We start from the raw sequence: 12,204 nt of genomic DNA on the forward strand, positions 1-12,204 counted from the left end.
GACAAGAGCTTACCCGGAGCCGAAAGGCAAAGGTGGACAAGAGCATGCTCGAAGAAAGCGGAAGGCGGAAGAAGGCATGTATCCCGTAGATCCGCAAGTCCTGTGTGCATGAAACTCCGCAAGGCCCACGGATTGCGCAACGAGATTTACCCCATCAGTAATTTTGCTTGAGAACATTTTTCATAACTCTTTTGCTTTCATAAAGCAGGGGTATTACCGAATCTTCTCCAGGAAAAGGTTGGATCGTTGAATTGGCCTGTAGAGGCAATTCAATGGAATGCTCCTGTCCCTTTGGGCAAACACACGACTTTCATTGTGTAAAACCTTTTGCCTACGAAGGGCGTGCTATGACTGGCTACAGCAAGCAATCATCTCCTGGAGGCATAAATATGAGGACTGTTATCGTAAGAACCCAGCAGAAAGATCAGGTAGTTGATATCACTGATACCGTTGAGCAATATCTGAGCCAGGAAGGCCCGGAGGATGGACTTTGTTCGATCTTTGTGGCCAATACTACCTGCGCTTTAACCACCGCGGACCTGGACCCGGGAACTGACCTGGATCTGCTCGATGCCCTGCGCCATATGCTTCCGCATCTCTCTTATCGTCATCCGCACGACCCAGACCATACCCCCGATCACTTGCTCTCTTCGATTATTGGCCCCGGTCTCGTGGTGCCTTACTCGGATCGCCAGCTTATGCTCGGCACCTGGCAGAGCGTGATCCTGGTCGAACTGGATGGCCCCCGCGAGCGAACCCTCCATCTACACGCCTTTTGAATTGAACATTGTGTTAAAGTGTGTAATATACACTTAGTCTGTGACCTGCGTCCCGCTACGTTCGTTTAGTATGATGAGTGGAGAAATACCGGTCTCCACTGCGATTGAGACTTGGTCCCTCATACTCGTATCCAGGTAGAGAGCAAAGCCGGAATGGGCCGGTTTGGAGCGGGGAAGGAAGTATCAAGTTAGGGCTTATCAGTCAGGCCAGGAACATCAAGTTATAGATCATTGCGGCTCAACGATCAAGGACGTTCCTTGGTGTTACCTTCTCTTGTTTACAAGCGAAAGGAAACATCATGAGCCTACTTGCTCTCTTTCGACGTCAAACGACACAACCTCCAATGGAAGTTATTCAGGCGGCATGTGAGTTCTATGGGCGCTTGCCTGAACGCGTCCCCATCCTGAGCGCGGAGAAGCTACGCGCCCTTTCCGATGATGTCTGGGTCGTGCGGATCAACGAACACGAAAGCGCGGTTGTCGCCTATACGCCAGGCTCGCGTGAAGGCGCGGCAATAGCTGCCCCATGGTATGAATAGCTACCTATAACACCAAACAAGCCCAGAGAGCAAATAATCTGGGACTCCTCTGGCTCCCGTTGTTCTTGGACCTGGCACAGACGAGTATCGGCGCGCAGGTTAATGACCAAGTCGGCGAGTTGCTCGTCATTGACACTGCTACGTAACTGGCAATTGAGAGTGCCTCTGGTCGTCTCTTGTAACCCACGCGATGCGCAACGAGCAGCCTAACCCGTAGCGAACACAGATAAACATGTGCCTCTTTGAGAAGAGAAAAGCAAACACTTTCTCTTAAGGAGGCATATATGACCAGTATCGCCGATGGTTCGGTGAAAATCCAAACGACATCGGAGTCCAACCCCTCGACCCCTTGCTGGTTTGGCGAAGTCGGGATGATCAGTAGCTATCTTCGCACGCACAGTGTCCTGAGCAAGATCAACGAAGGAGTACGCTTTGCCAGACGGCGCTGCGGGCGCTACGACGTGATCGACTTTCTTGCCATTCTCTTCGGCTACGCCATCAGCGGAGAACGCACCCTGGAGGAGTTTTACGAGCGGCTCCAGCCCTTTGCGGTGCCGTTCATGGCCTTGTTTGAGCGTGATCGGCTGCCCTCTCGGTCGGCGCTTTCGCGTTTTTTGGCAGTGCTGACTGAGGAACCTGTCGAAGCTCTGTGCGCGCTCTTTCTCGATGATTTGCTCGGTCGTCCCCTTGCACACGACAAGCAAACCGGAGGACTGGTGGATCGAGCGGGAAACACTTGGGTGGTGTTTGACATCGACGGGACGCGTGAAGCCGCTCGCCAACGCGCCTTACCTCAGGGGGAAAACTTGCCTCCGGCCTTTCGCCGATTGGATGAAGTCTGTGCTCCTGGCTACCGAGGTCGCAAGCGGGGGGAAGTGGTCAGGACACGGACAACGGTTTTGCAGGCGCATAGTTATCAGTGGCTCGGCAGTTTTGGCAACCGCGGCAATGGGCGATACCGAGAAGAACTGCGCAAGGCTCTTGTGGCCATTCGTCGATATCTCGCAGCATACCAGCTCCCACCAGGACCCGCACTGCTGCGGCTTGATGGGCAATATGGCCTGGGCGCGGTGCTCTCCGATCTCGCTGGCTTCGCTTTTGTGACCCGGGGCAAAGAGTACAGCTTGCTTGAGCATCCGCTGATTCAGGCACAGTTGCACTTGCCCCCGACCACTTCCAGCAGCGTCCCGAAAGTCAGATGGTGCGCAGCCTCTATGATTGCCCGGAGATTCCGGTGGGACCCGAGGGAACGCCCTACCGAGTGGTCGTGGCCACGCATCCCGCAGGCAAAAAGAAGAGCCCAGTGGGCGTCACCGCGCGGGGATTGTCTACGAACTCTTCTTCACGAACCTGCCACAATCCGCCTTTACCGCCTGCGATGTCGTCGAACTGTATCTGCATCGTGGCGCTTTTGAGCCGACATTAGCAGACGAAGACGAGGAACAAGATCCCGACCGGTGGTGCTCGCACGCCGCCTGGGGCCAGGAATGCTGGCAACTGGTCTCCCAATGGGTGTGGAACCTCCGTCTGGAATTGGGGCATCAGCTCAAGTCACAGCCACTGCGTACAACCGAGTTGGCTTCGGCTCTCCCACCTCCTCCACCACACACAGTACCTGCCTCTGGCTATGCCCCTCCGGAGGTGGGCTCAGCATGGAAGGCTGGCCGCTTCTCGGGCCACGATTTCACCCTCCGACCAGATGGAACTCTCCAGTGTCCAGCAAGCCAGGAGCTTCGTGTCCAGGAACGCGTCAAGAAGCCGATGGCAGCCTGCGCGTGGTGTATACGGCCAGCATCCGGAGTTGTCGTCCCTGTCCCCTGCGCGAGCAGTGCCAATGGCAGGGCAGTGCTACCAAGAAGCCGCGCCAGGTCAGCGTGCTCCTGCATCCGCTCGCCGTTGGTTCAGCTCCGCTGCTCTGGCGAGGTTGGAGCCGAAGAGAGCACCGACGAGCCTGTATGCAGCTCGTACGACACCAACGCATCGAGGTGAGCCTACCGCCTCCTGCCGCCGTTTCGCCAGGCACCGCGAACGTGATCCTGTCGCGCCCGCAGCGAGCGCATTATCGTCTCTCCTGGCAAGAGCGGCTGGCTCGCAATGCTCGCGTTTCAACAACTGGGCAAGTGACGATCAGACTGTTCGGGGTTCCAGACAGCTTTGCCGCTTCGCTCGGTTTGGTCCCGGCTAAGGGGACTCACGCCAATAACCTGACCAACTTTTGCCGCCATCTACCCATGCCATGCGGCACGCGCGCGTTCTACCGGTCATGTTATTGGCGTGAGTCCCCTTAGCAGCCTGTTGACAGTCGTTGGCTTCCTTTTCCTCGGACAAGCTTGCTTCTCCGAAGAGCGCTTCCTGCCTTCTTTTCCTGGTTGTTCCTCACTTCTGCCTCACTTCTACCTTTTTTGCACCCTATCTCGTTGGTTTTACCATTTCTCACGCGCCAGGCATCCAGTTCTGCACGACTTTTGTTCCTCAACTCAGCATTAGCTCTTCAACAATCTCGTTGCGCAAGTCGTGGGTTGGAAGATGCATCGGCAACGTACCCCGATTATTACTTCGCCCAGAGGAGGACTAAGCCACAGCCTCGGCAGCCAGTGCTACCGAGTTTTTTACTAACATACTGATGTGCTCGTGCAGCGTGGGATAAAAGCCTTAACATCTAGAATTTCGCTACGGCAACTGTAGCTTGCACGAGAAGTGAAAGTCCTAGCTAATGATTCAAGTAATCAGTGACAACGATACTGTGATGCCAGGCGAGATTTTAGCTCGCACCTTGCTGTGGAATTACTTTAAAAGTAAAGACATCTTCAAGTTCATCAGCAAACACATAGTAATACTGCTCAAGCTCGTTTTTATACCGGTGCCGGAGGTAACTGATGAACGCCCAGGTAGGCATTTCTGGATCATCCCAGTAGCGTCGTACCATATCTGCTAATTCGTGCGTCTTCAGCAGATATGCAAGCTCCTCCAGCTCATTCACCGAACATACAATAAACGGAGCTTGCTGCATTAGGTCAGGGTCAAGCCTCACCTGCAATAACCTTTCCTTGACAACACCCCGGAGCGCTTCAAGCTGAGGGCCCATTAAGTGCCAATTTTCTAAGGTAACCACGCAAACAAATGGCTGTTTTGCCGGATCGTAGGGATACTGCTGCAGCTTGTACTTACGATTTTTGTATGCTTCAAGGGCTTGGTAGGATTGCGCGACTGCATCACCAACCACCTCTAACTGGGCATGTAGCTCACTATCATCTTGAATAGTAGTCCGAGCACCGATGGTCATACGTTTTGTTTTGCACTCAACAAGCATAAAAGCGCTGGGCTGGTCAATAATCCAATCGGCACGTTTGGGTCCAGAGTTGGCCTCTTCAGGGTAGATTGTCGTCGATGTTCCCTTCAATGTCTTCTCAAGCATATCACCAACATAGTCTTGGAATGATGCACCAAAGGCCTGATCGAAGCCTCGTTCTCGTATAAGATCGTAGAATAAACCCGAGGTGATACGCCAGAAAAGCAGCGTAGGCACAGGACAAATATGCGCCTGTCGCCCGTTCAATGCTGTAAAAATTAACGGATGGCTCTGAAGAGCGTGGAACTGATACATGAACGTATCATCAAGTTTACGTTCAGCCGCTAAGCGCTGCTTCATCTCTTTCATAGACAAAGAATACAGCTTCATAAACTGGTCGTAGTCGGCATGGGTGACGCCCGGTAGGGACAAGCTATCAGGTGGGTAGTACATTGCAAAATATTGGCTAGCATATTGAGTCCATAATCCAGCACCAATCGTAACAATCTGCTTTGGAGATAGGCCAGTTTTTGTTTTTACTATCGGCGCAACCGCGCTATGCCCGAAAATACGGGCAGTATCCTGAGTGGTGTGTAAAAAAAAGGTCTGGTATCCTGAACTGGAAAACGTAGTGAACCTGAACCAGGAGGATAGCCATGACACTTCAGAATCACTCTATCGAAGACATCATCACACGTCAAGAGGCCTTTGAGCAGCTGGTGAAGGAGCGGCTCCAGTACGCCGTTCGCATCGCATTCATCAGCGTGTTAGAGGAGGAAGTGACAGCCTTCATTGGGGCCAAGCCATATGAGCGCAGCCAACATCGTCGAGATCAACGCAATGGACACTATAGTCGCCATCTGGACACTACTGTGGGAGCAATCGCCAATGTGCCCGTTCCTCGCACGCGAGGAGGGTATCACACGCAGTTGTTTGAGAGCTACCATCGCCGTCGCGACGAGCTGGATGGTGCCATGCAAGACATGTTCATCAAGGGGGTGAGCATGGCTCAAGTGGGAGCGGTGATCGAAACACTGACGGGCTCGCATCCCAGTGCCTCAACAGTCTCGCGGGTGTTCCATACCCTGCAGGAGGAGTACGAGCAGTGGAAAGTGCGCCCCTTGGCCGAGCGCTATGTGTATACCTTTGCCGATGGAACCTACTTCACCGTCATATACCAGGGTGAGGGCTGCAAGATGCCGATCTTAGCGGTAGTAGGCATTACCACCACAGGAGAGCGCGAAGTGCTGGCCTTTGGCGTGGGGGATCGGGAGAATCAGCAGGCGTGGGAGGATCTCATGGAGAATCTCAAAGCACGAGGAGTCAAGGAGATCGGGCTCTGGATCAGTGATGGCAACCGGGCCATGCTTAACGCCATTACCAAGCACTTCCCTACTTCTCAGAGGCAGCGCTGTGTCATGCACAAGATGGAGAATGTGCTCAGCTACGTTCCCAGCAAGCAGCGAGAACAGATTGAACCTGAGCTCAAAGCCCTCTTTTATCAAGAAAGCCGACAGCAGGCCGATCAAGCCGTAGCAGCCTTCATGGAAAAGTATCAGAAGGTGTATCCCACCGCGGTGGAGTGTCTGCAGCGGGATCTGGAGGCCTGTCTCACCTTTTACGCTTTTCCGAAGGCGCACTGGAAGACCATTCGCACCAACAATGTCAGTGAGCGGCTCTTTGGGGAAGTCAAACGTCGTTCGCACAAGATGGCTGCCGCTTTTCGCAATGAGGGGAGCTGTCTGCTGCTGTTCTATGCCGTCATTCGCGGCCTGACATTCCACAAGCTCACGATGCCACCAGCATCGCAAGCTCAGCCAGACCTTGTCCTTTTACACAGGACTTGACATACTGCCAAAATACGACTGTAGCGGATGATACTCGCCTTGCTGGGAAGCTCCGTCTGATATTTGAATTGCAGATGAGGAATTCGGATAGTGACTTCACGCAAAACACTCCTATCATCTGCCCTAGACTGGGAGATATAATCTCCTAACGCTCTCAATTTATTTATCAAGCTTGTAAAAGTATCCCATTTACGAGCGGTATAGCGCGTACTTGGTTGAGAGTCACAGACAATAATCGCTTCTCGAGCAAGAATCTCCATTTCCCAGGGTAGGATGAGGTGCTCGTCAGAATATACTTGTGAATGCACCTCCATATTTGTTGGAAAAGGAGTCTTTACGGGCAAAGTTCTAAAGGCAGCGTAGGGACGGATAACAGCCAGGGTGTCAGTAAGATCGAGCTTTCTGAGTGCATTTCTCAGCGGCGTCCAGCCATTATACGCGCTGTTTGTCATCCAATTTATCCCTTTCGACAGTGCGAGAATAACCAATAATTGAGTAAATTCAGGCTGCATCAGACAAAATGAAAAGTTTTCCAGCTAACGTTTTCTTAACGCGCAAGGGGATTTTATAAGCATCCATCAATTAAAGGAACTCTACCTAAAAATACGAGAGCGTTTAGTTAGCCTGCGGAAGGATTATCAAGTGTCTAAAAGTACAGATATTTTTATTGACTACGTATGGATTAACACAGTTCCATTGAAATACTGAGCAGAATTCCAATCAAGCACCTCGCCGAGTTCTGCTCTGAAAGCCGCCAACTCCTGTTCTTGTGCATCTTGAGTAGGCATATCAGTTCGCTTCCATACAAATTGAATGGTTACCGAAAGAGGAGAGGTTTCATCAAGACTAATGTAGCGAACAACAGTGCCAGGAAAGAGAAAGCGTTCATTTTGTCTAAATGAACTCAGTATTTGTTTTAATAACTCCTGCTTGTGCTCTTTCACATTAACTCGTATGTATGTAACGAGAAAAGCATTTGCATCTGGGGAGGTACGCCAAAGTGCGTTCCGCTTACGAGGACGACCAGTGACTGTAGGCTTAAATTGTTCAAGCGACTTTGCTTCAATCATAATGTTCCTGCCGGCTTGGAAAGCAGAGAGACGCCCTGACTGAACATAGCGATAGATGCTACTTTCAGCCACGCCTAGAATACGGGCAGCTTCTTTTATATCAACGTAACCGGGGAGAGTAGGAAGCGGAAACATATCTTTCATGCGACTAGTGTATTTTCTTATCACCTTTATTAAAATGGAAAGTTATTATCATATTTAAAAATATGATAAAATGTGCTATACTTTACCCATCGACAAAAGCAATAGCTAATCAAGCCTCTTCGGGACCGCAACGTCCACTAAAAGTAGCAGGTAAAACAATGCATGAAAGAAAGAAAAAACCAACGTTAGAGCAGATACGAACCCTTTTTCCCTTCGATGTGCCCGATCTGGCACGGGCCGCAGGAGTAGAAACCGGTATTGTCTACCAGGCGTTACTTCTGCGTCCCATCCATAGCCGGGATGCCGAAAAGATCCTTCACGGACTCTCCAATCGCACCAAGCTCACACTGACCCTGGAGAACATTGACATTGTGCTCTGGGAAGAATATTTGACCCTCTGGCTTCTTCGAGCCTCAGCCTCAGCACAACAACAGGAAGGTGGAGAAAGAGAGGGTACAAATGCCTACCACTTTGTCTATGCTCGTGACGAACTGGAGGCACAGTTTCGCGCCCAAACCTGGCTTGCCCAGCATCCCCATCTTCCCCATCACACCTTCACCCCCTGCCCAAACGGCTTTCAGATTGGGCCTCTGCGTGTGCCAGGCATTTGCCCTGATGAACTGGTGTGCACAGAAACACTCCCATACCCATTTTGACCATAGTGACAACCATCAATACTGAAAGGATGATCATCTCTCACCATGAACACCATCCAGCCTCCCAACATGGCGCGCCCTCTGCTGCTTGACAACCACCATGCCACGCTCAACGAAACCTTACATCATCTCCTGGCTCAGCACGCTGGTCGAGCTCTTGATATCTGTACCACACGTCTCACTCCTGAAGGATGGGCACTTGTGCGTGACGATCTCCAACAGCTAGGGAACCTTCGCCTCCTCCTTCATCCAGCAGCCCTCACCACCATTGATGATGAGCCTCTGGAGGACACACACGTCACACGCACGCACGATCCATCAGGCGCCGAGCGCTCCCAAGCCTCTCAAGAAGAACCACTCGCGCTGATCGAAGCCCTGATCGCCTTCTTGCAGCAGGAGCACGTGGAGGTCCGCCTTGCTGAGCACACCCACCTTCACGCCCGCTGCTTTCTCTTCTACGCCGACCAGGATAGCGCGCGCATCGCACCAGAGACTGCCATCAGCGGCTCATCCGATCTCACCCGCGCAGGGCTCCTCACCAACGCCGAACTCAACGTAGTGCATCGTGCCCACCTTACCCACGAGGACATCGCGCTCAAGCGTTTTCGAGGACTCTTAGAGCGAGAGGAACGCACCCTCCTGCTGCAATGTTCCCAAGAACAGCGTCTGCTTGCTGCCAGGCTCCCTACCCTCTTGCTCCTGGAACACCTCACTGCCTGGTTTGCCCACCACTGGGAGCACGCCACCGACGGCAAAGACCATCTCATCGCCCACCTGCAAGCACACAAAGCACACTATTATGGGGCGCCCATCAAGCAACATGACCAGCCCAGTGAAGCACCAGAGGAAGCGCAATCACCACACGAGAATCATGGCGCTGTTCCCCTCTCAGATATCCCTCGTGAGGAAACGTGGGCAGAGTATGACTATACGCAGCATCAACAAGATTGATGTGAAAAGTGAGATACGCTTGTCGTTTTGTCAGGTTGAGAGTAGAAAGGAGAAGAGGAAGGGAAAGATGTTTCACGCCTCCCATCGTATTTATGCAGAAACCAGCACGCATGGACCTCTGTTGCTTGATCCACTGGCCTCCGCCGAGCAAGCTCGTGTGATCACGCAATATCATATGCTCGCCTCAGCCCTCAAGGAACCCTTACCCGAACTGGAAGAGCTAGGCATCACCACATCCACCTCGCCTCACCTCATCCTGGATCTTGGGTGTGGGCCAGGAGGGACATGGGCCTGTGATGTGGCCTTTGACGATCCTTTCTGCCTGGTCTTTGGCATCTCGGCCCTTGCCCCTTACGTCCGGCAGGCCAACACCTTTCGCCAGATGCAGACCCAGACACGTGTCCAATTTCTCCAGATGGATTTTGCCAGGGAGCTGTGCTGCCCTGCCAACTTCTCCACGCTTATCAACGGTCACTTCTTACGCACCTTTCTCACCCAGGCAGGCTGGCCCCGACTGCTCCGGGAGTGTTGGCGTGTCCTACGCCCTGGAGGTCTCCTCCGCCTCACGGAATGCATCGCAGCCTTCTCAAATAGCCCCGCCTGTGAAGCGCTGACTCATTATTATGAGCAGGCCCTTGCCGTGCGCACACAAATACGCCCCTCTCAGCACGAAGAATGCCACGAGGGTTCAGAGCTTGCCAGTTCACCTTTGCAACACACACGCCTCTTCGAACTCCTGCACAACGTTGGGTACTGTGGCATTGAAGAACAACGGATGATGCTCGACTTTTCGGCGGGCACGCTCTATCAAGCCAGTATGCGCACCAATGCCGAATCCTTCTTTTGCCAGCTTGCCCCAGTGTTCTACCAGACCACCGACCTGACCACGGCGAGGTTTGAAGAGATCTTTGAGCAGATGCGAGCAGAGATGAGTAGCCCCACCTTCAAGGGGCACTGGATCCTCTCTCGTATCCATGCCTACAAACCGGGAGGCGTGCAATGAGCCTGCAACAGAGCATTCACCTTCCATCACCACAAGGCCTGCTCTTCTTTGAAGAAAAGAACGAGCACCCGGCACATGACAAGCCGTCCCACATCCTCATGCCACAGATGCGTGAGGACGTGGGATGCCAGGCCCCTCATGCACATGAGGGAGCGCTCTATCCCTTCTATACCCCCTCGGATCCTTTGGTCCTTGATGGGGAGGTGTTGGTGTCGCCGGTGCATCCTCTGGAATGGCGGCGGCGCTGCCAGCAGGCTCGTATGCTCGTGCAGCATTTTCGTACGCCGCTTCCCGAGCAAGGCGAGGCCTTCCAGATGAAGCGCGTGCTGGAACTCGGCACAGACCCTCACGGCGAGTGGCTGCGACAGTTGGCCTCCTTGGGGCCACCTACGGAGATCATCGGCGTCACCTCGCAGGCGATCTATGCCAGACAGGCTACCTTCTTTGCCGCCGTCCAGGGATGCCGCAATGTCTCTCTTCAGGTGTGTCCACTTACCCGACCTCTTCCCTTCCCTGCCGAGAGTATGGACCTTATCAGCGGACGTTTCCTCCATACGACCCTGCCTGAGTACGTGTGGCCGTTGTTGCTTGACGACTGTTTTCGGCTCCTTCGACCAGGTGGGGTCTTGCGCCTGCTGGAATGTGTGCAAGGAGCGAGTACCAGCGCTGCTGCTGGCACGCTGTGTGCCTCCTACTGGCACCAGGTGGACAGGTTGCGAGCGGCGGCTCGTCCATCGCTCCCAGGAGCACGAACAATGCGTCTCTCTCGACCTGAACTGCTCCCCGCCCGGATGGAGAAGAGAGGCTTTGTCGCTGTTGAGCAACAAGAGAGTCTGCTCGACTTCTCTGCCGGAACACCCTTTCATGGCACGCTCCGTGAGCAGGCCGATGACTTCTTTCAGCTCGTGGCGCCACTCTGCACCCGTCATGATAGGCCTCTTGCTCGCGAGGCCTATCAACAGGTCTATCACGAGATGCAATTGGAGCTCCTCGAACCCACCTTTCGTGGGTACTGGCACCTCTGCACCATCTGGGGCTACAAGCCATCGGGACGCGTACCACGAACGATCCCCACCATGCAGGTGGAGCACCCAATCCCTCGATTCCTCCGACCATGCTCCCAGCCATGTTCCCTTCTCATCACGTAGGAGGGAACACAGCAACGCGAGAAAGAGCAGCCAAACACGAAGAAAAAACAAGAGATCAGCCCAGAGAAACCATCACACCAAGAACAAGGAGAGACACCATGCAGCCCAGACACACGACACAGACCGCACAGGTCTTTCACCTGCCACTCGTCGCCTTACTTGAGCAGATGCGCACTGCGCAAGCAACCCTCTCCCTTTCTGCCATCCTTCCTCCATCTGTGCCTGTTGCCGAACGCTCAGAAGGGCAAGAGATCGTCGCCGAGTTGTCCTTTGAGCAGGGAAGGATCACGCGCTGCCAGCTGTGCCTGCGTACGAGCGGACGCGTGCTCATGCAACAGGGTGAAGCCTTCCAGGTTCTAAACGGGGTCAGCGCTCTTCCCTGGCAGGTTCACGCACACCAGCACGACCATGAGGCAGAAACAGCGCCCGTCTCGGCGATCACGGCTACCATCAGCACCACGGAAGCGCCTGTCCATGTTCCTCTCCAGGCCGTTCCTGTTGAGCAAGCGCCTCTGGCTATGCTGCCACTGCGCGTACGCCACGTCTTTTTGCTCAGTAATGGGCAGCGTACTCCCCAGGACATTGCGAACGTGTTGCGGTTGCCGCTGGGTGAGGTCGAGCGCTTCATCCAGATCCTCCAGAAGCGCAACCTGATGACCTGGCAGTTGAGAGCCTCCTGAGCGTGTCGCCCTATGATCTTCCCATCGTGGACACAGAAGTTTTCTCATCTCAATTCCGACAGACGGCCTCACTGAACAAAGGAGAGAAACAAGAAGCC

The 12,204-nt window shown here is 53.6% G+C and carries 12 protein-coding genes; 10 read left to right on the top strand and 2 right to left on the bottom strand.

Going from position 1 to position 12,204, the window contains the following annotated elements:
- Window positions 1-389 precede the first annotated feature (389 nt).
- From KRAC_RS46540 to KRAC_RS77305, 4 genes are all read left to right on the top strand, one after another.
- Window positions 390-779 carry a secondary thiamine-phosphate synthase enzyme YjbQ gene (locus tag KRAC_RS46540; protein WP_007919268.1) on the top strand — a complete coding sequence of 130 codons (390 nt, stop codon included), beginning with the start codon at window positions 390-392 and terminating at the stop codon, window positions 777-779.
- 299 nt (window positions 780-1,078) lie between these two features.
- On the top strand, window positions 1,079-1,318 hold the full coding sequence (locus tag KRAC_RS46545; RefSeq protein WP_007919269.1) for a hypothetical protein: 240 nt from the start codon (window positions 1,079-1,081) through the stop codon (window positions 1,316-1,318).
- A gap of 284 nt (window positions 1,319-1,602) precedes the next feature.
- Window positions 1,603-2,733, top strand: a complete 1,131-nt coding sequence (locus KRAC_RS77300) for a hypothetical protein (RefSeq protein ID WP_007919270.1) — start codon at window positions 1,603-1,605, stop codon at window positions 2,731-2,733.
- A 297-nt stretch (window positions 2,734-3,030) separates the two neighbouring features.
- Window positions 3,031-3,606 (top strand): hypothetical protein, encoded by a 576-nt coding sequence (locus KRAC_RS77305; RefSeq protein WP_040447255.1) that lies wholly within the window; start codon window positions 3,031-3,033, stop codon window positions 3,604-3,606.
- 473 nt (window positions 3,607-4,079) lie between these two features.
- Here the strand turns inward: KRAC_RS77305 and KRAC_RS46560 are convergent, their stop codons facing one another.
- Window positions 4,080-5,270, bottom strand: coding sequence for a hypothetical protein (locus KRAC_RS46560; protein ID WP_157507926.1), 1,191 nt, complete (start codon window positions 5,268-5,270; stop codon window positions 4,080-4,082).
- Here KRAC_RS46560 and KRAC_RS46565 point away from each other — a divergent pair.
- On the top strand, window positions 5,264-6,454 hold the full coding sequence (locus KRAC_RS46565; RefSeq protein ID WP_007919274.1) for an IS256 family transposase: 1,191 nt from the start codon (window positions 5,264-5,266) through the stop codon (window positions 6,452-6,454). The two genes, KRAC_RS46560 and KRAC_RS46565, sit on opposite strands and share 7 nt — an antisense overlap.
- A 671-nt stretch (window positions 6,455-7,125) precedes the next feature.
- Here the strand turns inward: KRAC_RS46565 and KRAC_RS46570 are convergent.
- Window positions 7,126-7,668 carry a helix-turn-helix domain-containing protein gene (locus KRAC_RS46570; RefSeq protein WP_007919276.1) on the bottom strand — a complete coding sequence of 181 codons (543 nt, stop codon included), beginning with the start codon at window positions 7,666-7,668 and terminating at the stop codon, window positions 7,126-7,128.
- Between the two features lie 158 nt (window positions 7,669-7,826).
- Here KRAC_RS46570 and KRAC_RS46575 point away from each other — a divergent pair, with 158 nt between their 5' ends.
- The 5 genes from KRAC_RS46575 (at window position 7,827) to KRAC_RS46595 (ending at window position 12,106) form a co-directional block, all read left to right on the top strand.
- Complete coding sequence (locus KRAC_RS46575) at window positions 7,827-8,324, top strand: hypothetical protein (RefSeq protein WP_007919277.1); 498 nt, start codon at window positions 7,827-7,829, stop codon at window positions 8,322-8,324.
- A 45-nt stretch (window positions 8,325-8,369) separates the two neighbouring features.
- Window positions 8,370-9,275: a phospholipase D-like domain-containing protein gene (locus KRAC_RS46580; RefSeq protein WP_007919278.1), complete on the top strand. Its 906-nt coding sequence runs from the start codon at window positions 8,370-8,372 to the stop codon at window positions 9,273-9,275.
- 67 nt (window positions 9,276-9,342) lie between these two features.
- Window positions 9,343-10,278 carry a class I SAM-dependent methyltransferase gene (locus tag KRAC_RS46585; RefSeq protein ID WP_040447259.1) on the top strand — a complete coding sequence of 312 codons (936 nt, stop codon included), beginning with the start codon at window positions 9,343-9,345 and terminating at the stop codon, window positions 10,276-10,278.
- On the top strand, window positions 10,275-11,426 hold the full coding sequence (locus KRAC_RS46590; RefSeq protein WP_007919280.1) for a class I SAM-dependent methyltransferase: 1,152 nt from the start codon (window positions 10,275-10,277) through the stop codon (window positions 11,424-11,426). The genes KRAC_RS46585 and KRAC_RS46590 overlap by 4 nt, the downstream gene beginning before the upstream one ends.
- Before the next feature lie 98 nt (window positions 11,427-11,524).
- Window positions 11,525-12,106 carry a hypothetical protein gene (locus KRAC_RS46595; RefSeq protein ID WP_007919281.1) on the top strand — a complete coding sequence of 194 codons (582 nt, stop codon included), beginning with the start codon at window positions 11,525-11,527 and terminating at the stop codon, window positions 12,104-12,106.
- The last annotated feature ends 98 nt before the right edge of the window (window positions 12,107-12,204 follow it).

This window comes from Ktedonobacter racemifer DSM 44963 (genome assembly GCF_000178855.1).
In the GTDB taxonomy this organism is placed as follows: domain Bacteria; phylum Chloroflexota; class Ktedonobacteria; order Ktedonobacterales; family Ktedonobacteraceae; genus Ktedonobacter; species Ktedonobacter racemifer.